This window comes from Halovulum sp. GXIMD14794 (assembly GCF_054457455.1).
In genome coordinates, this window is the sequence record NZ_JBTLNF010000004.1 from 578,349 (window position 1) to 600,653 (window position 22,305).

The 22,305-nt window shown below is 63.2% G+C and carries 23 protein-coding genes; all 23 read right to left on the reverse strand.

Going from position 1 to position 22,305, the window contains the following annotated elements:
• Positions 1 to 12 precede the first annotated feature (12 nt).
• Positions 13 to 573: a 50S ribosomal protein L5 gene (rplE, locus tag ACW9UR_RS09470; protein WP_458916716.1), complete on the reverse strand. Its 561-nt coding sequence runs from the start codon at positions 571 to 573 to the stop codon at positions 13 to 15.
• Positions 566 to 880: a 50S ribosomal protein L24 gene (rplX, locus tag ACW9UR_RS09475; protein ID WP_458916717.1), complete on the reverse strand. Its 315-nt coding sequence runs from the start codon at positions 878 to 880 to the stop codon at positions 566 to 568. The genes rplE and rplX overlap by 8 nt, the downstream gene beginning before the upstream one ends.
• Positions 880 to 1,248 (reverse strand): 50S ribosomal protein L14, encoded by a 369-nt coding sequence (rplN, locus tag ACW9UR_RS09480; RefSeq protein WP_458916718.1) that lies wholly within the window; start codon positions 1,246 to 1,248, stop codon positions 880 to 882. Before rplN ends, rplX begins: the two co-directional genes overlap by 1 nt.
• Positions 1,249 to 1,328: 80 nt before the next feature.
• A complete protein-coding gene (rpsQ, locus tag ACW9UR_RS09485; RefSeq protein WP_458916719.1) occupies positions 1,329 to 1,559 on the reverse strand; it encodes a 30S ribosomal protein S17 in 231 nt (76 codons plus the stop codon).
• Positions 1,560 to 1,766, reverse strand: a complete 207-nt coding sequence (gene rpmC, locus ACW9UR_RS09490; protein WP_458916720.1) for a 50S ribosomal protein L29 — start codon at positions 1,764 to 1,766, stop codon at positions 1,560 to 1,562.
• Between the two features lie 241 nt (positions 1,767 to 2,007).
• Positions 2,008 to 2,421: a 50S ribosomal protein L16 gene (gene rplP / locus ACW9UR_RS09495; RefSeq protein WP_458916721.1), complete on the reverse strand. Its 414-nt coding sequence runs from the start codon at positions 2,419 to 2,421 to the stop codon at positions 2,008 to 2,010.
• 11 nt (positions 2,422 to 2,432) lie between these two features.
• Positions 2,433 to 3,131: a 30S ribosomal protein S3 gene (rpsC, locus tag ACW9UR_RS09500; RefSeq protein ID WP_458916722.1), complete on the reverse strand. Its 699-nt coding sequence runs from the start codon at positions 3,129 to 3,131 to the stop codon at positions 2,433 to 2,435.
• Positions 3,131 to 3,517: a 50S ribosomal protein L22 gene (gene rplV / locus ACW9UR_RS09505; RefSeq protein ID WP_458916723.1), complete on the reverse strand. Its 387-nt coding sequence runs from the start codon at positions 3,515 to 3,517 to the stop codon at positions 3,131 to 3,133. The genes rpsC and rplV overlap by 1 nt, the downstream gene beginning before the upstream one ends.
• Before the next feature lie 3 nt (positions 3,518 to 3,520).
• Positions 3,521 to 3,799 carry a 30S ribosomal protein S19 gene (gene rpsS / locus ACW9UR_RS09510; RefSeq protein ID WP_458916724.1) on the reverse strand — a complete coding sequence of 93 codons (279 nt, stop codon included), beginning with the start codon at positions 3,797 to 3,799 and terminating at the stop codon, positions 3,521 to 3,523.
• A 3-nt stretch (positions 3,800 to 3,802) separates the two neighbouring features.
• On the reverse strand, positions 3,803 to 4,642 hold the full coding sequence (gene rplB / locus ACW9UR_RS09515) for a 50S ribosomal protein L2 (protein WP_458916725.1): 840 nt from the start codon (positions 4,640 to 4,642) through the stop codon (positions 3,803 to 3,805).
• 96 nt (positions 4,643 to 4,738) lie between these two features.
• Complete coding sequence (locus ACW9UR_RS09520; protein WP_458916726.1) at positions 4,739 to 5,035, reverse strand: 50S ribosomal protein L23; 297 nt, start codon at positions 5,033 to 5,035, stop codon at positions 4,739 to 4,741.
• A complete protein-coding gene (rplD, locus tag ACW9UR_RS09525) occupies positions 5,032 to 5,652 on the reverse strand; it encodes a 50S ribosomal protein L4 (RefSeq protein ID WP_458916727.1) in 621 nt (206 codons plus the stop codon). The genes ACW9UR_RS09520 and rplD overlap by 4 nt, the downstream gene beginning before the upstream one ends.
• Positions 5,649 to 6,491: a 50S ribosomal protein L3 gene (rplC, locus tag ACW9UR_RS09530; protein ID WP_458916728.1), complete on the reverse strand. Its 843-nt coding sequence runs from the start codon at positions 6,489 to 6,491 to the stop codon at positions 5,649 to 5,651. The genes rplD and rplC overlap by 4 nt, the downstream gene beginning before the upstream one ends.
• 13 nt (positions 6,492 to 6,504) lie before the next feature.
• Entirely contained in the window at positions 6,505 to 6,813 is a 309-nt protein-coding gene (rpsJ, locus tag ACW9UR_RS09535; protein ID WP_154449015.1) for a 30S ribosomal protein S10, read from the reverse strand.
• A 57-nt stretch (positions 6,814 to 6,870) separates the two neighbouring features.
• Positions 6,871 to 8,046, reverse strand: a complete 1,176-nt coding sequence (gene tuf / locus ACW9UR_RS09540) for an elongation factor Tu (protein ID WP_458916729.1) — start codon at positions 8,044 to 8,046, stop codon at positions 6,871 to 6,873.
• A 61-nt stretch (positions 8,047 to 8,107) separates the two neighbouring features.
• On the reverse strand, positions 8,108 to 10,249 hold the full coding sequence (gene fusA, locus ACW9UR_RS09545) for an elongation factor G (RefSeq protein WP_458916730.1): 2,142 nt from the start codon (positions 10,247 to 10,249) through the stop codon (positions 8,108 to 8,110).
• 30 nt (positions 10,250 to 10,279) lie between these two features.
• The gene (rpsG, locus tag ACW9UR_RS09550; protein ID WP_458916731.1) at positions 10,280 to 10,750 is read right to left on the reverse strand and encodes a 30S ribosomal protein S7; all 471 of its coding nucleotides are present in this window, start codon (positions 10,748 to 10,750) and stop codon (positions 10,280 to 10,282) included.
• A gap of 11 nt (positions 10,751 to 10,761) precedes the next feature.
• Positions 10,762 to 11,133 (reverse strand): 30S ribosomal protein S12, encoded by a 372-nt coding sequence (gene rpsL, locus ACW9UR_RS09555; RefSeq protein ID WP_154449396.1) that lies wholly within the window; start codon positions 11,131 to 11,133, stop codon positions 10,762 to 10,764.
• Positions 11,134 to 11,519: 386 nt separating this feature from the next.
• Positions 11,520 to 12,356: a glycosyltransferase gene (locus ACW9UR_RS09560; protein WP_458916732.1), complete on the reverse strand. Its 837-nt coding sequence runs from the start codon at positions 12,354 to 12,356 to the stop codon at positions 11,520 to 11,522.
• A 143-nt stretch (positions 12,357 to 12,499) separates the two neighbouring features.
• Complete coding sequence (gene rpoC / locus ACW9UR_RS09565) at positions 12,500 to 16,723, reverse strand: DNA-directed RNA polymerase subunit beta' (RefSeq protein WP_458916733.1); 4,224 nt, start codon at positions 16,721 to 16,723, stop codon at positions 12,500 to 12,502.
• Between the two features lie 85 nt (positions 16,724 to 16,808).
• Entirely contained in the window at positions 16,809 to 20,939 is a 4,131-nt protein-coding gene (gene rpoB / locus ACW9UR_RS09570) for a DNA-directed RNA polymerase subunit beta (RefSeq protein ID WP_458916734.1), read from the reverse strand.
• A 227-nt stretch (positions 20,940 to 21,166) separates the two neighbouring features.
• The gene (gene rplL, locus ACW9UR_RS09575) at positions 21,167 to 21,547 is read right to left on the reverse strand and encodes a 50S ribosomal protein L7/L12 (protein WP_458916735.1); all 381 of its coding nucleotides are present in this window, start codon (positions 21,545 to 21,547) and stop codon (positions 21,167 to 21,169) included.
• Positions 21,548 to 21,624: 77 nt separating this feature from the next.
• A complete protein-coding gene (gene rplJ, locus ACW9UR_RS09580) occupies positions 21,625 to 22,137 on the reverse strand; it encodes a 50S ribosomal protein L10 (RefSeq protein ID WP_458917176.1) in 513 nt (170 codons plus the stop codon).
• Between the last annotated feature and the right edge of the window lie 168 nt (positions 22,138 to 22,305).

The window sequence follows — 22,305 nt, forward strand, 5'->3', positions numbered from 1 at the left end:
TCTCTCCTCCGCTCAGGCCGTGAAGGGCATGTTGAATTGCTTCAACAGCGCCTTCGCTTCCGCGTCGGTCTTCGCGGACGTGCAGATAACGATGTCCATGCCCCAGACCTCGTCGACCTGGTCATAGTTGATCTCGGGGAACACGATGTGCTCTTTCAGGCCCATGGCGTAGTTGCCACGGCTGTCGAAGCTCTTGCCCGAGATCCCGCGGAAGTCGCGGATGCGGGGCATCGCGATGGTCACGAGACGGTCCAGGAACTCGTACATCCGGTCGCCGCGCAGGGTGACCTTGACGCCGAGCGGCATCTCTTCGCGAACCTTGAAGCCGGCGATCGACTTCTTCGCCTTGGTGATGACCGGCTTCTGACCGGCAATCGCCATCAGATCGTCATGGGCGGACTTGATCTTCTTCGAGTCCGCAACGGCTTCGCCGATGCCCATGTTGAGCACGATCTTCTCGAGGCGAGGGATCATCATGTCGTTCTTGTAGCCGAACTCTTCCTTCAGAGCAGGCCGGATCGACGTTTTGTACTGCTCGCGCAGGCGCGGCGTGTAGGTGGCAGCGTCAAGCATCGATCACTTCCCCCGATTTCTTGGCAAAACGGACCTTCTTGTCGCCTTCCATACGGAAGCCGACGCGGGTCGGACCGCCTTCTTTGGGATCGACCAGAGCCAGATTCGACAGCTGGATCGGCATCGGCGTGGGGATGCGGCCACCCTGGCTGTTCTGCGACTGTTTCTGGTGGCGGATGGCGACGTTGACGCCCTCGACCACGGCCTTGCCGTCCTTCGGCATGACCTGGGTGATGGTGCCCTCGCGGCCCTTGTCCTTGCCGGCGAGCACGACGACCTTGTCGCCTTTACGGAGCTTGGCAGCCATTACAGCACCTCCGGAGCGAGCGAGATGATCTTCATGAAGTTCTTCGCGCGCAGCTCGCGGACGACCGGGCCGAAGATACGGGTGCCGACCGGCTCGCCCGCGTTGTTCAGGATCACGGCGGCGTTGCGGTCGAAGCGGATCGAGGTGCCGTCTTCACGACGCACTTCCTTGGCGGTGCGCACGACGACGGCCTTGCGGACGTCGCCCTTCTTCACGCGGCCGCGCGGGATCGCTTCCTTGACCGAGACCACGATGATGTCGCCGACCGAAGCGTATTTCCGCTTCGAGCCGCCGAGAACCTTGATGCACTGCACCCGGCGTGCGCCGGAGTTGTCAGCGACATCCAGATTGGTCTGCATCTGGATCATTGGGTTACTCCCGACCTGTGGAGACCTACAGGGATGCTTTCCCCTGCCCCACGGTTTCGATTAACCGGAATGTCGTTGCCTTACTCGGCGACGACCTCCCAGCGCTTGTTCTTCGAGTGCGGAGCGCACTCGCGGATCCGGACCACGTCACCGACCTTGAACTGCTCGGCTTCATCGTGGGCGCGGTATTTCTTCGACTTCCGGATCGTCTTCTTGAGAACCGGATGCGTGAAGCGACGCTCGACCGACACGGTGACGGTCTTGGCGTTCTGGTCGGACGTGACGGTGCCCTGAAGGATACGCTTGGGCATTTACGCCTCCGATGCGGCCGTTGCCGCCTTTTCGTTCAGAATGGTCTTCACACGGGCGGCGTCGCGGCGGACGACACGCATGCGCGCGGTGTTTTCCAACTGGCCAGTTGCGGCCTGGAAGCGGAGGTTGAAGGCCTCCTTCTTCAGGCTTTCGAGCTGGGTGCGCAGCTCGTCCGGCGTCTTGTCACGCAGTTCTGCGGCGTTCATAGCCTCTACCTTTATTCAACATCACCGGTAGGCCCCTTGAAGGGTCACCCTGATTCCGGTGGAGTTCTGGATGAGCGGTCGCTCTACTCAATGCGTACCGGAAAGGCAAGGACTTTCGGGCCCGATATCCCCATCGGAAAGATTTCCCGGGCAAGGCCGGTCGATCCGCCCGTCCCGATCCCCGGAACGCGAAGCCCCCGGCGACGGATCGCCGGGGGCCAAAACTGTCAGCGAAGCGGTCTTACCAGTCTTCGCGGGTGACGAAGCGGCACTTGACCGGGAGCTTCATCGCGGCCAGGCGCAGGGCCTCTTTCGCGATGTCCTCGGGGACGCCGTCGATCTCGAACATGACGCGGCCCGGCTTGACCTTGGCCGCCCAGTATTCGACCGAGCCCTTACCTTTACCCATACGGACTTCGGTGGGCTTCTTCGACACGGGCACGTCGGGGAAGATACGGATCCACACGCGGCCCTGACGCTTCATGTGGCGCGTCATGGCACGGCGGGCAGCCTCGATCTGGCGCGCGGTGATGCGCTCCGGCTCTGTGGCTTTCAGCCCGTAGTGACCGAAGTTCAGGTCGAACCCGCCCTTCGCCTCACCGTGGATGCGGCCCTTGTGCTGCTTGCGGAATTTCGTGCGTTTCGGTGAAAGCATCTCTCAACTCCTCAGCGGCGCGCGGGGCGGCCGCCGCCTTCCTGCAGTTCCGACTGGCGCCGGTCGCGGGCCTGCGGATCATGCTCCAGGATCTCGCCTTTGAAGATCCAGACCTTGATGCCGATGATCCCGTAGGCCGTCGACGCCTCGTAGTGAGCGTAATCGATGTCCGCGCGCAGGGTGTGCAGGGGCACACGACCTTCGCGGTACCACTCGGTACGCGCGATCTCGGCACCGCCCAGGCGGCCGGCGACGTTCACGCGGATCCCAAGGGCACCCATACGCATGGCGTTCTGCACCGCGCGCTTCATGGCGCGACGGAAGCTCACGCGGCGCTCGAGCTGCTGACCGATGTTCTCGGCGACCAGCTGGGCGTCGATCTCGGGCTTGCGAACCTCGACGATGTTGAGGTGCAGTTCCGACTTGGTGAACTGGGCCAGCTTCTTGCGCAGCTGCTCGATGTCGGCGCCCTTCTTGCCGATGATGACGCCCGGACGCGCGGCGTGAATGGTCACACGGCACTTCTTGTGAGGACGCTCGATCACGACACGGCTGATGCCGGCCTGACTGACGTTCTTCTTGATGTACTCGCGGATCTTCAGATCCTCGTGCAGAAGATCGCCGTACTCGCCGGTGTTGGCGTACCAGCGGCTGTCCCAGGTGCGGTTGACCTGAAGGCGCAGCCCGATCGGATTGACTTTATGACCCATTAGGCTTGCTCCTCTTCGGTCACCTGGCGAACCTTGATGGTCACCTGGCTGAACGGCTTCAGGATCTTGCCGAACCGGCCGCGGGCACGGGGACGACCGCGCTTCATGACCAGGTTCTTGCCGACCCAGGCCTCGGCCACGATCAACTCGTCAACGTCGAGACCATGGTTGTTCTCGGCGTTCGCGATCGCGGACTGGAGGGTCTTCTTCACATCCTCGGCGATCCGCTTCTTCGAGAAGGTCAGATCGTTGAGCGCCTTGTCCACCGGCTTGTTGCGGATCATCTGGGCAACAAGGTTCAGCTTCTGGGGCGAGGTACGCAGCATGCGGCTTACGGCCATCGCCTCGTTCTCCGCCACGCGGCGGGGGTTCTTTTCCTTGCCCATGGCTTACTTCCGCTTCGCTTTCTTGTCCGCCGCGTGCCCGTAGTAGGTGCGGGTGGGCGAGTACTCGCCAAACTTCTGGCCGATCATATCCTCGGTCACGTTGACCGGGATGTGCTTCTGGCCGTTGTAGACGCCGAACGTCAGGCCCACGAACTGGGGCAGGATCGTCGAGCGACGCGACCAGATCTTGATCACTTCGTTGCGGCCCGATTCGCGCACTTTCTCGGCCTTCTTAAGGACGTGTGCGTCGACAAAGGGGCCTTTCCAAACAGAACGTGCCATAGATTACCGCCCCTTCTTCCGAGCGTGGCGCGAGCGGACGATGTACTTGTCCGTCGCCTTGTTGGTGCGGGTGCGGGCGCCTTTGGTCGGCTTGCCCCAGGGGGTAACCGGATGACGGCCGCCCGAAGTCCGGCCTTCACCACCGCCGTGCGGGTGATCGATCGGGTTCATGACGACACCGCGAACCGACGGGCGCTTGCCAAGGTGACGGTTGCGACCGGCCTTGCCGATGTTGGTGTTCGAGTGATCCGGGTTCGACACGGCACCGACGGTGGCCATGCATTCCTGGCGGACCATGCGCAGTTCGCCCGAACCGAGACGGATCTGGGCATAGCCGCCGTCACGACCGACGAACTGGGCGTAGGTGCCTGCAGCGCGGGCGATCTGGCCGCCCTTGCCGGGCTTCAGCTCGATGTTGTGGACGATGGTACCGATCGGCATGCCCAAGAACGGCATCGCGTTGCCGGGCTTCACGTCTGCCTTCTCGGATGCAACCACCGAATCGCCAACCGCGAGACGCTGCGGGGCCAGGATGTAGGCCTGCTCGCCGTCTTCGTAGCGGATCAGCGCGATGAACGCAGTCCGGTTCGGATCATACTCGATCCGCTCGACGATCGCGGACACGTCGCGCCGTGCGCGCTTGAAGTCCACGATGCGGTAGAGCCGCTTCGCGCCGCCGCCACGGCGGCGCATGGTGATCCGTCCGGTGTTGTTCCGGCCCGCCTTCTTCGTCAAACCCTCGGTGAGGGCTTTGACCGGGCGGCCTTTCCAAAGCTCCGAACGGTCGATCAGAACCAGCCCGCGCTGGCCAGGCGATGTCGGCTTGTACGACTTGAGTGCCATGCTTTCTGTCTTCCGTTTGCTTTAACGAAGGGTGGGCCTTAGACCCACCCGACAAAAAAGTAAAGGTGGGCGCAGGCGCCCACCGATGTTTTTCGATCAGAGACCGGTCGAGACGTCGATGGTGTTACCCTCTTCGAGCGTCACATAGGCTTTCTTGACCGTATTGCGCGTGCCGAGACGACCCCGGAAACGCTTGTGCTTGCCCTTGGTGACGGTGGTGTTGACCGCCTTCACCTTGACACCGAACAGAGCCTCGACCGCTTCCTTAATCAGCGGCTTGTTGGCGTCGACGGCAACTTCGAAGACCACGGCGTTGTTCTCGGACGCCAGGGTCGCCTTTTCCGTGATGATCGGCTTGCGGATCACGTCGTAGAGTGCTGCCTTGTCGGTCATTTCAGACGCGCCTCCAGCGCTTCGACTGCGGCCTTGGTCAGCACGAGCGTGTCACGGCGCAGGATGTCATAGACATTCGCACCCTGGCTCGGCAGGACGTCCAGGCCCTCGATGTTGGCGGCCGCACGAGCAAAGTTCTCGTTCAGCTCGGGACCGTCGATGAGCAGCGCGCGCTTCCAGCCCAGGTCCTTGACGGCCTTGGCCAGCAGCTTGGTCTTGGCTTCGGCCAGTTCGGCCACGTCGATGATGATCAGCTCACCGGCGGTCGCCTTGGCGCTCAGCGCGTGACGCAGACCCAGCTTGCGGAATTTCTTCGGCAGGTCGTGGGCGTGGCTGCGCGGGGTCGGGCCCTTGTAGACGCCACCCTTGCGGAAGATCGGCGCGTTCCGGTCACCGTGACGTGCGCCACCGGTGCCCTTCTGGCGGTAAATCTTCTTGGTCGAGTAGCTGGTCTCGGACCGGGTCTTGACCTTGTGCGTGCCCTGCTGACGCTTGGCCAGCTGGTAACGCACGACGCGGTGCAGGATGTCGGCGCGCGGCTCGAGCCCGAAGATCGCATCGTCGAGATCGATCGAACCGGCCTTGCCCGCGTCGAGTTTGATGACGTCGGTCTTCATTTCTCCTCGCCTCCTTCCGGAGCCTCGGGCGCTTCGGCCTGGGCTTCGGTTTCGGCCTGCTCGATGGCGGCCTGCTCGGCAGCTTCAGCGGCCTTGCGTGCGGCTTCTTCCTCGGCAGCGGCCTGGGCGGCAGCTTCCTCGGCAGCGCGCTTGGCTTCCTCGGCGGCGGACTTCAGGGCTGCGGGCAGGATCGCGGTCTCGGGGAACGGCTTCTTGACCGCATCCTTGATGGTGACCCAGCCACCTTTCGAACCGGGAACGGCGCCCTTGACCATGATCAGGCCACGCTCTGCATCGGTCTTGACGACCTGCAGGTTCTGCGTGGTGACACGGACCGAGCCCATGTGACCGGCCATCTTCTTGCCCTTGAACACACGGCCCGGGTCCTGGCACTGGCCAGTCGAACCATGCGAACGGTGGCTGATCGACACACCGTGCGAGGCGCGCAGACCACCGAAGTTGTGGCGCTTCATGGCACCCGCGAAACCCTTACCGATGGTCGTGCCCGCGATGTCCACGAACTGACCTTCGAAGTAATGGTCGGCGGTGATTTCCTCGCCCACGCCGATGAGGTTCTCGGCGCTGACGCGGAACTCTGCCAGCTTGCGCTTCGGCTCTACCTTGGCGGCGGCGAAATGACCGCGCATCGGCTTGCTGGTGTTCTTCGCACGTACGGCACCTGCGCCGAGCTGAACGGCATTGTAGCCGTCCTTGTCACCGGTGCGCTGTGCGACGACCTGGCAACCCTCCATGGCGAGGACGGTCACCGGAATCTGCCGGCCGTCTTCCATGAAGAGCCGGGTCATACCCAGCTTCTTTGCAATAACTCCAGAACGCATCTCTAACGCCCCCTCAGAGTTTGATCTCGACGTCCACACCAGCGGCGAGGTCGAGCTTCATCAGCGCGTCCACCGTCTGGGGGGTCGGATCGACGATATCAAGAAGACGCTTGTGCGTCCGGATCTCGAACTGCTCACGGCTCTTCTTGTCCACGTGGGGACCGCGAAGAACGGTGAATTTCTCGATCTTGTTCGGCAGCGGAATCGGGCCGCGCACGCGCGCGCCGGTCCGCTTGGCCGTCGACACGATTTCCGCGGTGCTGGCATCCAACACACGGTAATCGAAGGCCTTCAGCCGTATTCTTATGTTCTGGCTCTGCATGTCCGTCGCTTTCGTGCTGTCCGGGGGGCGGGAGATCCCGCCGCCCCGGGGATGTCATCACTCGATGATTTTCGAGACGACGCCTGCGCCGACGGTGCGGCCGCCTTCACGGATGGCGAAGCGCAGGCGCTCTTCCATCGCGATCGGGGCGATCAGTTCCACGTCGAACTTCAGGTTGTCGCCCGGCATCACCATCTCGGTGCCCTCGGGAAGCTGAACCGTGCCGGTCACGTCCGTCGTGCGGAAGTAGAACTGCGGACGGTAGTTCGCGAAGAACGGCGTGTGACGGCCACCCTCTTCCTTCGTCAGGATGTAGGCCTCGGCCTCGAACTTCGTGTGCGGCGTCACCGAACCCGGCTTGCACAGCACCTGGCCACGCTCGACCTGCTCGCGGTCCACGCCGCGCAGCAGCGCGCCAATGTTGTCGCCCGCTTCGCCGCGGTCCAGCAGCTTGCGGAACATCTCGACGCCGGTGCAGGTGGTCTTGCGGGTGTCCTTCAGACCGACGATCTCGATCTCGTCGCCCACGTTGATCACGCCACGCTCGACACGGCCGGTCACCACGGTGCCGCGGCCCGAGATCGAGAACACGTCCTCGATCGGCATCAGGAACGGCTGGTCAACCGGACGCTCGGGGGTCGGGATGTACTCGTCGACGGCGGCCATCAGCTCGCGGATCGAGTTCTCGCCGATCTCCGGATCACGGCCCTCCATCGCCGCCAGGGCCGAACCCTTGACGATCGGCAGGTCGTCGCCGGGGAAGTCGTACGAGCTCAGCAGCTCGCGCACTTCCATCTCGACCAGCTCGAGCAGCTCTTCGTCGTCGACCTGGTCGACCTTGTTCATGTACACGACCAGCGCCGGAACACCGACCTGACGCGCAAGCAGGATGTGCTCGCGGGTCTGCGGCATCGGGCCGTCGGCCGCGTTCACCACCAGGATCGCGCCATCCATCTGCGCCGCGCCGGTGATCATGTTCTTCACGTAGTCGGCGTGGCCCGGGCAGTCGACGTGGGCGTAGTGACGGCCCTCGGTCTCGTATTCCACGTGCGCCGTCGAGATCGTGATCCCGCGGGCTTTCTCTTCCGGCGCGCCGTCGATCTGGTCGTAGGCCCGGAAATCCCCGAAGTACTTCGTGATCGCAGCCGTCAGCGTCGTCTTGCCGTGGTCAACGTGACCGATGGTCCCGATGTTAACGTGCGGCTTCGTACGCTCAAACTTTGCCTTTGCCATAATGGCCTCCTTATGTCCTGTCAGGCGCCCCGGACCGGGTCCGGGGCACGCTTGTGCTGGCTCAGGCGTACTTCGCCTGGATCTCTTCGCTGATGTTCTGCGGCAGCGCTTCGTAGTGCGAGAACTGCATGGTGAAGTTCGCGCGACCCGAGGACATCGACCGCAGGGTGTTGATATAGCCGAACATGTTCATCAGCGGGACGTTGGCGTTGATCGCCACCGCGTTGCCGCGGGTGTCCTGGCCCTGAACCTGCCCGCGACGGGAGGTCAGGTCACCGATGATGTTGCCGGTGTACTCCTCGGGGGTCACGACCTCGACCTTCATGATCGGCTCGAGCATCTTCGCACCGGCCTTGCGCAGGCCTTCGCGCATCGCGGCACGGGCCGCGATCTCGAACGCCAGGACCGACGAGTCGACGTCGTGGAACTTGCCGTCCACCAGAGCGACCTTGAAGTCGATGACCGGGAAGCCGGCCAGCGGACCCGAGTCCATGACCGAGTTGATCCCTTTTTCGACACCGGGGATGTACTCCTTCGGCACCGAACCACCAACGATCTTCGACTCGAACGAATACCCTTCGCCCGGCTCGGTCGGCGAAATGACCAGTTTGACCTCGGCGAACTGACCCGAACCACCCGACTGCTTCTTGTGGGTGTAAGTGATCTCGGCCTCGTGGCTGATGGTCTCGCGGAAGGCCACCTGCGGCGCACCGATGTTCGCCTCGACCTTGAACTCGCGCTTCAGACGATCGACCAGGATGTCCAAGTGAAGTTCGCCCATGCCCTTCATGATGGTCTGACCGGACTCGAGGTCGGTCTCGACGCGGAAGGACGGGTCTTCGGCGGCCAGACGGGCCAGACCCTGGGACATCTTCTCCTGGTCGGCCTTCGTCTTCGGCTCGACCGCGATCTCGATGACGGGATCGGGGAAGGTCATGGTCTCCAGAACGACCGGCTTCTGCGCGTCGCAGAGAGTGTCACCGGTGGTGGTCTCTTTCAGACCGGCCAGCGCGATGATGTCGCCCGAACCTGCCCACTCGATCTCTTCGCGCGAGTTGGAGTGCATCATCATCATGCGACCGATGCGCTCTTTCTTGCCCTTGGTCGAGTTCAGGACCGAACCGCCCTTCTGCAGCAGACCCGAATAGATCCGCGTGAAGGTCAGCGAGCCCACGAACGGGTCATTCATGATCTTGAACGCGAGGCCGGCGAACGGCTGATCGTCGCCAGGACGACGCTCGATGTTGCGCTCTTCGGTCTCGTCATCCGGCGCGAAGCCCATGTACGGCGGCACGTCCAGAGGACCCGGCAGGTAGTCGATCACAGCGTTGAGCATGGGCTGGACGCCCTTGTTCTTGAACGCCGAGCCGGCCAGCACGGGAACGAACGACAGCGACAGGGTGCCCTTGCGGATCAGGCTGCGCAGCGTCGGCAGATCGGGCTCGTTGCCCTCGAGATACGCTTCCATCGCATCGTCGTCCTGCTCGACGGCGATCTCGATGAGCTCGGCGCGCATCTCTTCGGCCTTGTCCTTCAGCTCGTCGCGGATGTCCTGAATGATCCACGAGGCGCCGAGGTCTTCGCCCTGCCAGACCCATTCCTTCATGGTCACCAGGTCGACGATGCCTTCCAGCTGATCCTCGGCACCGATCGGGAACTGGATCGGGGCGGGGATCGCGCCGGTGCGGTCCTTGATCATCTTCACGCAGTTGAAGAAGTCGGCACCGATCTTGTCCATCTTGTTGACGTAGACGATGCGCGGGACCTTGTACCGGTCGGCCTGACGCCAGACCGTCTCGGTCTGCGGTTCGACACCGGCGTTGGCGTCAAGAACGCACACCGCGCCGTCGAGAACGGCCAGCGAGCGCTCGACTTCGATGGTGAAGTCAACGTGTCCCGGGGTGTCGATGATGTTGAACCGGAAACGGGCTTCTTCCGGCGTGTCGCCGTAGATGCCGGTCGGGTTCTTGCCATCTTCGGTGCGGAACCAGAAGGTCGTGGTCGCAGCCGAGGTGATGGTGATCCCCCGCTCCTGCTCCTGCTCCATCCAGTCCATCGTCGCGGCGCCGTCATGGACTTCGCCAATCTTGTGCGACTTGCCGGTGTAGTAGAGGATACGCTCCGTGGTCGTGGTTTTCCCGGCGTCGATGTGCGCCATGATACCGAAGTTACGGTAGCGTTCGAGGGAATATTCGCGGGCCATGGGAATGGGTCCTTAGAGCCTGAGCTTCGGTTACCAGCGGTAATGGCTGAACGCTTTGTTCGCGTCGGCCATCTTGTGGGTGTCTTCACGCTTCTTGACGGCAGAGCCGCGCGACTGGACAGCGTCCAGCAGCTCGCCTGCCAGGCGCTCTTCCATGGTCTTCTCGTTGCGGGCGCGGCTGGCGGTGATCAGCCAGCGGATCGCCAGCGCCTCGCGGCGCTCGGGGCGCACCTCGACGGGGACCTGGTAGGTCGCACCGCCAACACGGCGGGAGCGGACCTCGACCGACGGCTTGATGTTGTCCAGAGCCTCGTGGAAGACCTCGATGGGCTCTTTCTTGAGCCGGTCCTCGACACGGGTCAGGGCGCCGTACACGATACCCTCGGCGACGGACTTCTTGCCGTCGTACATCAGGTTGTTCATGAACTTCGTCAGGACCACGTCGCCATACTTGGCGTCGGGGAGAACTTCGCGTTTCTCTGCGCGGTGACGTCGCGACATCTGTTATCTCCTCACTTCGGCCGCTTGGCGCCGTACTTCGAGCGACGCTGCTTCCGGTCCTTGACGCCCTGGGTGTCGAGCACACCGCGCAGGATGTGGTAGCGCACGCCCGGAAGGTCTTTGACGCGACCGCCGCGGATCAGGACCACCGAGTGCTCCTGCAGGTTGTGGCTTTCGCCGGGGATGTAGCTGATGACTTCGTAGCCGTTCGTCAGGCGCACCTTGGCGACCTTACGCATGGCCGAGTTCGGCTTCTTCGGCGTCGTGGTATAGACGCGCGTGCAGACACCACGCTTCTGGGGGTTACCCTCCAGGTGCATGGATTTGTTCGAGCGTCGCTTGGGCTGCCGCGGCTTGCGGATCAGCTGCTGGATCGTAGGCATGCGGTCGATAACCCCGTCTGATACCGTTTTTTCCGTATGCGCATAGTGCGCGTTCAATTCGAAGCGGCCCCTCCCGTCCGGTGACGGAAAAAGCCAAACTGCCGCACGCGGCGCCCGTGAGGGCCGGTGCGGCGGTGTTCCAGAGGACCGGAGGTCATACCTCGGGTCATGATCGCCAGTAACGGCTATTTTTTCAGGGTCGCATTGCGGTCCCTTGAGCGCGCGGAACCTAGGTCCGGTGAACCCCTGTGTCAACAGCAAAACGTCGGGAGTCGGGAAACCCGGCCTGAGGGGCACCAGGTACACGATTGAAGGCCATTATCCGCTGTTTTGCAGCTCTTCTGCGCAAGGAAATTCTGCGGCTGCCCCCCCCTTTGGGCGAATCGTCAGGCGGCGTTCAAAGCACGCAGGTCCAACCCGAAACGCTCCTCCAGCAGGCGCGCCGCCGTTCCCTGCGGAATCTCGTCCATCGAGTTGGGGATTCTCATCCCGGAGTCCTGGTCCTCGTGAGAGCTTTGCAGATACATCAGCGGCTTCGGAAGACTGACCAGCGGGATATGTTGCCAGATCTTGTGATGCGCGTATCCCATGACGGTCTTCACGCCGCGGTCCCGTGTCACCAGCGTCATGCCCTGCGAGGTATGGATGCGCCGGTTGTGGATGATCGTCTGTATCTCGCCGTCTTTCCAGAACACCCGAAGCCCGTGTGTATAGTCGAGGCCAACACCGGGCGTCTCGCTATCGAGGTGAAGCCGCGCCACTTCCGGCGCATGCCGTTTCAAGGTCGCTACGAAATCCAGCGCCAGACCGTCGTCGTCGTCCAGCCGAAACTGGGCTGTCAGGTCCGGCTGGAGCGTGAGACCGGATTGGACCGCCTCCCGGACGGCACGGTACTGCGGCATTGCCGGCAACTGGAGCACGCTCCCGTTCGGTAGCTTTGCCACAGCCGCCCTCAACCGCTCTAGGTGATGTGCTGGCAGGTTTTCCGCGGTCAGCACGACCAGCGTGAAATCAGGATCTGTCTGCGCCGCAAGGCTCGGGATCGTCACCCGCTCGAACATGCGGAACCGGCGCTCCATCCGGGTGTCGTCGAACAGGTGCGCCGCGGCTTCGTCCGGGTCTTCGGGAACGCTCTGGAACCCGCCACTGCCGAGGTAGGAGAACCGGACCAATCCGACCACTTGCACCGGTTCCGTTTCACCGCCTGCGACGCTGCCTGTCATGTTTGGCCTCCCCTTGGCTGGATCCCAAACAGCGAAATAGCGCACCGGCACGGGGAGTTACACCCCCGCGCAAATGCAAACGGCCGGCCCCGTTTCGGGGGCCGGCCGCACCGGGCCAGAAACAGCCCTTGGTCTTGATACGATCAGTTCAGATCGAAATCGCTCATGTCGGGTCCACTGCCTTCGGGCACTTCGACAGGGCCTTCCAGAACGGCAGCGGCTTCGGCCATCTGCTTGCGCTCCTCGATGATCTTCGCATCGCGGGTTGTCGCCACGCGCTTGATCTCGTGGGTGGCGCGACCGGTACCGGCCGGGATCAGGCGACCGACGATCACGTTCTCTTTCAGGCCGATCAGCTTGTCGCGCTTGCCCTGGGTGGCAGCTTCGGTCAGCACGCGAGTCGTCTCCTGGAACGACGCGGCCGAGATGAAGCTGCGGGTCTGCAGCGACGCCTTGGTGATCCCCAGCAGGACCGGCGCACCCTTCGCGGGGTCGCGGCCTTCGGCGATCGCCTTCTCGTTGGCCTCGTCGAACTCCACCTTGTCGACCTGCTCGCCCTTCAGAAGGATCGTGCCACCCGAGTCGGTGACCTCCCACTTCTGGAGCATCTGCCGGACGATGACCTCGATGTGCTTGTCGTTGATCTTCACGCCCTGGAGGCGATAGACGTCCTGCACCTCGTCGATCAGGTAATCGGCCAGCGCCTCGATCCCCAGAATCTGAAGGATGTCATGGGGGGCAGGGTTGCCGTCCATGATGTATTCACCACGCTGGATGAAATCCCCTTCCTGAACCGGGATATGCTTGCCCTTCGGGACCATGTACTCGACAGGCTCCGCACCTTCCTCGACCGGGACGATCGTGATGCGACGCTTGTTCTTGTAGTCCTTGCCGAAGTGCACGTGGCCGTCGATCTCGGCGATGATGGCGTGATCCTTCGGACGACGGGCCTCGAACAGTTCCGCCACGCGGGGAAGGCCCCCGGTGATGTCCTTGGTCTTGGCGCCTTCGCGCGGGATACGGGCGACAACGTCGCCTGCCTTCACCTCGGTACCGTCCTCGACCGAGAGAATGGCGTCCACCGACATCGCGTAGGTCACAGGGTTGCCCTGCTCGTTGCGCACGGGTTCGCCGTCCTTGTCTACCAAGATGATCTCGGGCTTCAGCTCGTTGCCCTTCGGGGCCGCGCGCCAGTCCGAGACAATCCGCTGGCTGATGCCGGTCGCATCGTCGGTTTCCTCCCGGATCGAGATACCGGCGGTCAGGTCGACGTATTTCGCAACACCGTCCTTCTCGGCGATGATCGGCAGGGTGTACGGATCCCACTCGAAGAGCTTGTCGCCACGGTTCACCTTCACGCCATCGCGTGCGTGGATCTTCGTGCCGTAGCCCAACTTGTAGGAGGCCCGTTCGATGCCGTTGTCGTCGACGACCGCCATCTCCATGTTCCGCGACATCACGATCAGCTCGCCGTCGCGGTTGTCGAGGGACGTGCCACCGCGCAGCTCCACCTTGCCTTCGTGGCCGGCTTCCTGGAACGACTGGCTGCCGCCCTGAGCAATACCGCCAATGTGGAAGGTCCGCATCGTCAGCTGGGTGCCCGGCTCGCCGATCGACTGCGCGGCGATGATGCCGACAGCCTCGCCCGGGTTCACGCGGGTCCCGCGCGCCAGATCACGACCGTAGCACTGCGCACAGATGCCGTCCTCGGCCTCGCAGGTCAACGGGCTGCGGATCTGAACAGTCTGCAGACCAGCCGCCTCGATGGCGTCGGACAAACGCTCGTCCAGCATCTCGCCACGCTTGGCCAGCACTTCGCCGGTCGCCGGGTTGATCACGTCCTCGGCCACGACACGGCCCAGGATGCGCTCGCTCAGCGACGAGACCACCTCGCCATCGTTGACCGCCGCCTGCGCGGTGATCGACAAGTCAGTGCCGCAATCGTCGATCTTCACGATGCAGTCCTGCGCCACGTCGACCAGACGACGGGTCAGGTAACCCGAGTTCGCGGTCTTCAGCGCGGTATCCGCAAGGCCCTTACGCGCACCGTGGGTGGAGTTGAAGTACTCCGACACGGTGAGGCCTTCCTTGAAGTTCGAGATGACCGGCGTTTCGATGATCGAACCGTCCGGACGGGCCATCAGGCCGCGCATGCCGCCCAGCTGTTTCATCTGGGCGGGCGAGCCACGCGCACCCGAGTGGCTCATCATGTAGACCGAGTTCGGCTCCATCTCGGCGCCCGCATCGTCCACGCGCATGGCCGAGATCGCACCCATCATGGCGTCAGCAACCTTGTCCGACGCCTGGGACCAGGCATCGACGACCTTGTTGTACTTCTCGCCCTGGGTGATCAGGCCGTCCATGTACTGCTGTTCGAATTCCTTCACCTGGTCGCGGGTCGCGTTCACGACCTCCCACTTGGCGTCCGGGATCAGCATGTCGTCCTTGCCGAACGAGATACCGGCCTTGAACGCCTCGCGGAACCCTAGGGTCATGATCTGGTCGCAGAAGATGACCGACTCCTTCTGACCGCAGTAGCGGTAGACGGTGTCGATGACCTCACCCACCTCTTTCTTGCGAAGCAGGCGGTTGACGATCTCGAACGGGGCCTTGTGGTTCTTGGGCAGCAGTGCGCCCAGCCGCAAACGGCCCGGCGTGGTCTCGACGCGGGCCATGTAGGAGTTGCCCTCTTCGTCGATCTGCTCGATGCGCGCCTCGATCTTGGCGTGCAGGTGCACCTCGCCGGCGTTCAGCGCATGCTCCACCTCTTCCAGAGAGGCGAACTTCATGCCCTGGCCCTTCATGCCCTCGCGCATAAGCGTGACATAGTAGAGACCAAGGATCATATCCTGCGACGGAACGATAATCGGCTTGCCGTTTGCGGGCGACAGAACGTTGTTCGTCGACATCATCAGGACGCGCGCTTCCAACTGGGCCTCGAGGCTCAGCGGAACGTGCACGGCCATCTGGTCGCCGTCGAAGTCCGCGTTGAAGGCCGAGCAGACCAGCGGGTGAAGCTGGATCGCCTTGCCTTCGATCAGCACCGGCTCGAACGCCTGGATGCCCAGACGGTGCAGGGTCGGCGCACGGTTCAGCATCACGGGATGCTCGCGGATCACCTCGTCGAGGATGTCCCAGACCTCGGGACGCTCTTTCTCGACCAGTTTCTTCGCCTGCTTGACGGTGCTGGACAGGCCCTTCGCGTCGAGGCGCGAATAGATGAACGGCTTGAACAGTTCCAGCGCCATCTTCTTGGGCAGACCGCACTGGTGCAGCTTCAGCTCAGGGCCGGTCACGATGACCGAACGGCCCGAGAAGTCGACGCGCTTACCCAGAAGGTTCTGGCGGAAGCGGCCCTGCTTACCCTTGAGCATGTCCGACAACGACTTCAGCGGGCGCTTGTTGGCACCCGTGATGACGCGGCCGCGACGGCCGTTGTCGAACAGAGCGTCGACGGATTCCTGCAGCATCCGCTTCTCGTTGCGGATGATGATGTCCGGCGCCCGCAGCTCGATCAGCCGCTTCAGACGGTTGTTCCGGTTGATGACCCGGCGATACAGATCATTCAGGTCCGAGGTCGCGAACCGGCCGCCGTCCAGCGGCACCAGCGGGCGCAGTTCGGGCGGGATCACGGGGATCACGGTCAGCACCATCCACTCGGGACGGTTGCCGCTTTCGCGGAAGTTCTCGACCAGCTTCAGGCGCTTGATGATCTTCTTCGGCTTAAGCTCACCGGTTGCCTCGGCCAGATCCTCGCGCAGCTTGATCGCCTCGGCTTCGAGGTCGATGGCCGCCAGCATCTCGCGGATCGCCTCGGCGCCGATGCCGGCGCGGAAGGCGTCAGCGCCGTACTGGTCCTCGGCGTCCAGGAACTCTTCCTCGGTCATCAGCTGGCCATAGGACAGGTCCGTCAGGCCGGGCTCGATGACGACGTAGTTCTCGAAGTAGAGGATCCGCTCGAGGTCGCGCAGGGTCATGTCCAGCATCAGGCCGATGCGGGACGGGAGCGACTTCAGGAACCAGATGTGCGCAACAGGCGCGGCCAGTTCAATATGGCCCATGCGCTCGCGGCGGACCTTCTGCAGCGTGACTTCCACGCCGCATTTTTCGCAGGTCACGCCACGATACTTCATACGCTTGTACTTGCCGCACAGGCACTCGTAGTCCTTGATCGGACCGAAGATGCGCGCGCAGAACAGGCCGTCACGCTCGGGCTTGAACGTGCGGTAGTTGATGGTTTCCGGCTTCTTGATCTCGCCGAAGGACCAGCTCAGGATCCGCTCGGGGCTCGCGAGGGAAATCTTGATCTCGTCGAACGTCTTGAGCGGCTGAACCGGGTTGAACGGGTTCATGATCTCTTGATTCATGGTATCCACCTCGAATGTCTAAGGCCGCGGGCCCCGTGGGCCCGTCGGCGTTGGCCGGGGCAGGCTATTGCCCACCCCGCGCCGCTCAGTCCGTCTCTTCGTCCAGCAGCTCGACGTTCAGGCCCAGCGAGCGGATCTCTTTCACAAGCACGTTGAACGACTCGGGCACACCGGCCTCGAAGTTGTCCTCGCCCTTGACGATCGACTCGTAGACCTTGGTCCGGCCTGCCACGTCGTCCGACTTCACCGTCAGCATCTCCTGCAGGGTGTAGGCGGCGCCGTAGGCTTCCAGGGCCCAGACCTCCATCTCCCCGAAACGCTGACCGCCGAACTGCGCCTTGCCGCCCAGCGGCTGCTGGGTAACCAGGCTGTACGGGCCGGTCGAACGGGCGTGGATCTTGTCGTCCACCAGGTGGTGCAGCTTCAGGATGTACTTCATCCCGACGGTGACTTTACGCGAGAACTGCTCGCCCGTGCGGCCATCGAACAGGACCGACTGGCCCGACTCGTCGAAGCCCGCGCGTTTCAGCGCGTCGTTGACGTCGTCTTCCTTGGCGCCGTCGAAAACCGGGGTCGCGATCGGCACGCCGCGGGTCACGTTGCCGGCAGCCTCGACAAACAGGTTCTCGTCCATTTCGGACAGGGCCTGCTCGTAGACTTCGTCACCGTAGGCCAGACGCATGGCTTCACGCACGGGGGTCAAATCGCCCGAACGCTTGTAGTCCTTCAGCGCCTCGTCGATCTTGATGCCCATGCCGCGTGCGGCCCAACCCATATGGGTTTCGAGGATCTGCCCGACGTTCATGCGCGACGGCACACCCAGCGGGTTCAGAACAACGTCGACCGGGGTCCCGTCCTGCAGGAAAGGCATGTCCTCTTCCGGAACCACCTTCGAGATGACACCCTTGTTGCCGTGGCGGCCGGCCATCTTGTCGCCCGGCTGAAGCTTGCGCTTCACCGCGATGAAGACCTTGACCATCTTCATCACGCCCGGCGGCAGGTCGTCGCCCCGGCGCACCTTCTCGACCTTGTCGTCGAAGCGGCGGTCCAGAGCCTTCTTCTGGATCTCGAACTGCTGGTGAAGGGCCTCGACCTCGGTCGCGTCCTTGTCCTCGCCCAGCGCGAGCTGCCACCACTGGCCACGGCTCAGGCCGTCCAGCAGCGCCTCGTCGATGGTCGAGCCGGCGGCCACACCCTTGGGACCCTTCACGGCAGTCTTGCCGAGGATCAGCGACTTGAGACGCGCGTAGATGTTGCGCTCGAGGATCGCCAGCTCGTCGTCCCGGTCACGGGCCAAACGCTCGACTTCCTCACGCTCGATCTGCAGTGCACGCTCGTCCTTGTCGACGCCGTGACGGTTGAAGACACGCACTTCCACGACGGTACCGTAGTCGCCCGGCGGCAGACGCAGCGAGGTGTCGCGCACGTCGGAAGCCTTCTCGCCGAAGATGGCGCGCAGCAGCTTCTCTTCCGGGGTCATCGGGCTTTCACCCTTGGGCGTGATCTTGCCCACAAGGATGTCGCCCGGGCCGACCTCGGCGCCGATGTAGACGATGCCCGCCTCGTCGAGGTTGCGCAGGGCTTCCTCGCCGACGTTCGGGATATCGCGGGTGATCTCTTCGGGGCCGAGCTTGGTGTCGCGGGCCGCAACCTCGAATTCCTCGATGTGGATCGAGGTGAACACATCGTCCTTCACGATGCGTTCTGAGATCAGGATCGAGTCCTCGTAGTTGTAGCCGTTCCACGGCATGAACGCGACTAGCACGTTCTTGCCCAGCGCCAGCTCGCCCAGGTCGGTCGACGGTCCGTCGGCGATGAACTCGCCCTTCGATACCGTGTCACCCACGTTCACCAGCGGGCGCTGGTTGATACAGGTGTTCTGGTTCGACCGCTGGAACTTGCGCAGACGGTAGATGTCCACGCCAGGATCGCCCGGCTCCAGATCGCCGGTCGCGCGGATGACGATGCGCATGGCGTCGACCTGGTCGACGATACCCGCACGGCGCGCGGTGATAGCCGCACCCGAGTCGCGGGCCACGACCTCTTCCATGCCGGTGCCGACATAAGGCGCTTCGGCCTTCACGAGCGGCACGGCCTGACGCTGCATGTTCGAGCCCATCAGCGCGCGGTTCGCATCGTCGTTCTCGAGGAACGGGATCAGCGAGGCGGCCACGGACACGAGCTGTTTCGGCGACACGTCGATCAGATCGACGGCGTCGGTCGGGTTCAGCATGTACTCGCCCTGGCGACGGGTCGAAACCAGTTCGTTCACGAACTTGCCGTCTTCGTCCAGCACGGCGTTGGCCTGCGCCACGGTGTGACGCATTTCCTCGGTCGCGGACATGTAGACGACCTCGTCCGAGACCTGGCTGTCGCTCACCTTGCGATAGGGGGTCTCGATGAAGCCGTACTTGTTCACGCGGGCGAAGGTGGCCAGCGAGTTGATCAGACCGATGTTCGGGCCTTCCGGCGTCTCGATCGGGCACATCCGGCCGTAGTGGGTCGGGTGAACGTCGCGAACCTCGAAGCCGGCACGCTCGCGGGTCAGACCGCCCGGGCCAAGCGCCGAGAGGCGACGCTTGTGCGTGACTTCCGACAGCGGGTTGGTCTGGTCCATGAACTGCGACAGCTGCGACGAACCGAAGAACTCGCGCACGGCGGCGGCGGCAGGCTTCGCGTTGATTAGATCCTGCGGCATGACCGTGTCGATTTCGACCGACGACATTCGCTCCTTGATCGCGCGCTCCATGCGCAGCAGGCCGACGCGATACTGGTTCTCCATCAGCTCGCCGACCGAGCGCACACGGCGGTTGCCGAGGTGGTCGATGTCGTCGATCTCGCCCTTGCCGTCACGCAGCTCGACCAGCGCCTTGACGCAGGCGATGATGTCCCCGTTGTCCAGGGTGCGCTGGGTATCCGGCTTGTCCAGGTTCAGTCGCATGTTCATCTTGACCCGGCCCACGGCCGACAGGTCGTAGCGCTCGGCATCGAAGAACAGCTGGTCGAACAGCGCCGAGGCGGCCTCGACGGTGGGCGGCTCGCCCGGACGCATGACGCGGTAGATATCCATCAGCGCGGTTTCGCGGTTCAGGTTCTTGTCCGCCGCCATGGTGTTGCGGATGTAGGCGCCGACGTTGACGTTATCGATGTCGAGCACAGGGATGTCGGTCACGCCCTCGTCCAGCAGCTTCTTCAGCGTGCCGCCGGTGACGTTGCCGTCCTTGTCGGTCTCCCAGGTCAGCTCGTCGCCGGCCTCGACCCAGATCTCGCCGGTGTCCTCGTTGATGATGTCCTCGGCGGCAAAGCGGCCGACGATCGCCTGGAACGGGACCTTGATCTCGGGCAGGTTGCCCTCGTCGAGCAGCTGCTTGACGGTGCGCGGGGTGACCTTCTTGCCGGCAGGCGCGATGACCTCGCCGGTGTCGGCGTTGACGATGTCATAGGCCGGCTTCGTGCCCCGGATACGCTCGGGGAAGAAGGTGGTGGCCCAGCTGTCGCCCAGCTGCCGGTAGGTAACGGTGTCGTAGTACGCCTTCATGATGCCTTCCTGGTCGAGGCCCAGGGCATACAGAAGGGTCGTCACCGGAAGCTTCCGGCGGCGGTCGATACGGGCGTACACGATGTCCTTGGCGTCGAACTCGAAGTCCAGCCAGGAACCGCGGTAGGGAATGATGCGGCTGGTGAACAGCAGCTTGCCCGAGGAATGGGTCTTGCCGCGGTCATGGTCGAAGAACACGCCAGGGCTGCGGTGCATCTGGGAAACGATGACCCGCTCGGTGCCATTGACGATGAACGTGCCGTTCTCGGTCATCAGGGGCATGTCGCCCATGAACACGTCCTGTTCCTTGATGTCCTTCACCGACTTGGCGCCGGTATCCTCGTCCACCTCGAACACGATCAGGCGCAGGGTGACCTTCAGAGGCGCGCTGTAGGTCATGTCGCGCTGCTGGCATTCCTCGACGTCGTACTTCGGAGTTTCCAGCTCGTACTTCACGAATTCCAGCACGCTGGTCTCGTTGAAATCCTTGATCGGGAAGACCGACTGGAAAACACCCATGATGCCTTCGCCGTCCATCGGCTGGGGCTCGTCGCCCGAGCGCAGGAACAGGTCGTAGGACGACTTCTGGACCTCGATCAGGTTGGGCATATCCGCGACTTCGCGGATCTTGCCGTAGAACTTGCGAATTCTCTTGTGGCCGGAGTGGGTCTGAACCATGTGCGTCGCGTACCTATCTTTGCTCGAACCGGTCGGCGCGTGGGGCGCGCGCTCTCGCGGTCCTGCCAGGGGCAAGGGATCCCATGCTTTGCGGAAGGTCCCAACTTCCGCACCCGGATCATCTGCACCTTCTGCAACGTCCCTCGGGACGCTGGAAAAGACGCAAATGGCCGGCCCCGGAGCTCCCGGGACCAGCCTTCAATCACGCTCCCCGAAGGGAGAGTTGATTACTTGAGCTCAACCTTGGCACCAGCCTCTTCGAGCTTTTTCTTGATCTCTTCGGCTTCGTCCTTGGTCGCGCCTTCCTTGACGGCCTTGCCGCCGGCTTCGACCAGATCTTTCGCCTCTTTCAGGCCCAGGCCGGTGATGGCGCGGACTTCTTTGATGACGTTGATCTTCTTGTCGCCAGCTTCGACCAGGATGACGTCGAACTCGTCTTTTTCCTCAGCGGCGGCGGCGTCGCCACCGGCAGCCGGACCAGCCATCATGACAGCGCCGCCGGCGGCGGGCTCGATGCCGTACTCGTCCTTGAGGAGTTGCTTCAGTTCCGAGGCCTCGAGAAGGGTCAGACCGACGATCTCTTCGGCAAGTTTCTTGATATCAGCCATTTGTGCGTTTCCGTTCAGGTTTCAAGTAGGTTCCGGTGCGTGCCGTGCACATCCACCGGCCCAATTGTTGCTTCGACTTATGCCGCTTTCTCTTCGATCGTCTCGAGGATCGAGGCGATGTTCGAGGCCGGCGCGCCAATCGCGGAGGCAAGGTTCGAGGCGGGCGCGCCCAGCATGCCGGCGATCTGCGCGAGGAGTTCCTCGCGAGACGGCATGGCGGCGACGGCCTTGACACCGTTGCGGTCCAGAGCGGACTCGCCCATAGCACCACCGAGGATCACGAGCTTTTCGTTGTCCTTGGCGTAGGCCTCGACCACTTTCGCGGCCGTGACCGGGTCTTCGCTATAAGCAAGTACCGTCTGCCCTTTCAGGAGATCCGCGATGCTTGCGCTCGGGGTGCCTTCCAGGGCGATCTTGGCGAGCCGGTTCTTAGCGACACGGACAGACCCGCCGGCTTCGCGCATGCGATTCCGGAAATCCGTCATCTCGGCAACAGTCAGACCGGCGTAGTGTGCAACCACAACCACACCAGAGTCCGTGAAGATCTGGCCGAGTTCCTCGACAACAGCTTCTTTCTGGGCTCTTTCCAACTTATTGCTCCAGTCCATGGGGGTTTCCCCCCGGCTCAGTTTCGGCCTGTCCGAGGACAAGCCACTCGGGTCCTTTCTTACGGGTCCCGACCAAAACCGCCCGAGGCATGACGCCCTGGCTGATCCTGTTCGCTCCCCGTCTCAGGCAGGAGATTAAGCCGTCACCCC

What these genes read in the sequence shown, in the direction of transcription:
- rplX (WP_458916717.1), bottom strand. Translation starts at nt 880, where the DNA reads ATGGCTGCCAAGCTCCGTAAAGGCGACAAGGTCGTCGTGCTCGCCGGC.
- tuf (WP_458916729.1), bottom strand. Translation starts at nt 8,046, where the DNA reads ATGGCAAAGGCAAAGTTTGAGCGTACGAAGCCGCACGTTAACATCGGG.
- rplL (WP_458916735.1), bottom strand. Translation starts at nt 21,547, where the DNA reads ATGGCTGATATCAAGAAACTTGCCGAAGAGATCGTCGGTCTGACCCTT.
- rplB (WP_458916725.1), bottom strand. Translation starts at nt 4,642, where the DNA reads ATGGCACTCAAGTCGTACAAGCCGACATCGCCTGGCCAGCGCGGGCTG.
- rplE (WP_458916716.1), bottom strand. Translation starts at nt 573, where the DNA reads ATGCTTGACGCTGCCACCTACACGCCGCGCCTGCGCGAGCAGTACAAA.
- rpsL (WP_154449396.1), bottom strand. Translation starts at nt 11,133, where the DNA reads ATGCCTACGATCCAGCAGCTGATCCGCAAGCCGCGGCAGCCCAAGCGA.
- rpsC (WP_458916722.1), bottom strand. Translation starts at nt 3,131, where the DNA reads ATGGGTCATAAAGTCAATCCGATCGGGCTGCGCCTTCAGGTCAACCGC.
- rpsQ (WP_458916719.1), bottom strand. Translation starts at nt 1,559, where the DNA reads ATGCCCAAGCGTATCCTTCAGGGCACCGTCACGTCCGACCAGAACGCC.
- rpsG (WP_458916731.1), bottom strand. Translation starts at nt 10,750, where the DNA reads ATGTCGCGACGTCACCGCGCAGAGAAACGCGAAGTTCTCCCCGACGCC.
- fusA (WP_458916730.1), bottom strand. Translation starts at nt 10,249, where the DNA reads ATGGCCCGCGAATATTCCCTCGAACGCTACCGTAACTTCGGTATCATG.
- ACW9UR_RS09560 (WP_458916732.1), bottom strand. Translation starts at nt 12,356, where the DNA reads ATGACAGGCAGCGTCGCAGGCGGTGAAACGGAACCGGTGCAAGTGGTC.
- rplD (WP_458916727.1), bottom strand. Translation starts at nt 5,652, where the DNA reads ATGAAGACCGACGTCATCAAACTCGACGCGGGCAAGGCCGGTTCGATC.
- rplP (WP_458916721.1), bottom strand. Translation starts at nt 2,421, where the DNA reads ATGCTTTCACCGAAACGCACGAAATTCCGCAAGCAGCACAAGGGCCGC.
- rpsS (WP_458916724.1), bottom strand. Translation starts at nt 3,799, where the DNA reads ATGGCACGTTCTGTTTGGAAAGGCCCCTTTGTCGACGCACACGTCCTT.
- rplC (WP_458916728.1), bottom strand. Translation starts at nt 6,491, where the DNA reads ATGCGTTCTGGAGTTATTGCAAAGAAGCTGGGTATGACCCGGCTCTTC.
- rpoC (WP_458916733.1), bottom strand. Translation starts at nt 16,723, where the DNA reads ATGAATCAAGAGATCATGAACCCGTTCAACCCGGTTCAGCCGCTCAAG.
- rplN (WP_458916718.1), bottom strand. Translation starts at nt 1,248, where the DNA reads ATGATCCAGATGCAGACCAATCTGGATGTCGCTGACAACTCCGGCGCA.
- rpoB (WP_458916734.1), bottom strand. Translation starts at nt 20,939, where the DNA reads ATGGTTCAGACCCACTCCGGCCACAAGAGAATTCGCAAGTTCTACGGC.
- rpmC (WP_458916720.1), bottom strand. Translation starts at nt 1,766, where the DNA reads ATGAACGCCGCAGAACTGCGTGACAAGACGCCGGACGAGCTGCGCACC.
- rplV (WP_458916723.1), bottom strand. Translation starts at nt 3,517, where the DNA reads ATGGGCAAGGAAAAGAACCCCCGCCGCGTGGCGGAGAACGAGGCGATG.
- ACW9UR_RS09520 (WP_458916726.1), bottom strand. Translation starts at nt 5,035, where the DNA reads ATGACCGACAAGGCAGCACTCTACGACGTGATCCGCAAGCCGATCATC.
- rpsJ (WP_154449015.1), bottom strand. Translation starts at nt 6,813, where the DNA reads ATGCAGAGCCAGAACATAAGAATACGGCTGAAGGCCTTCGATTACCGT.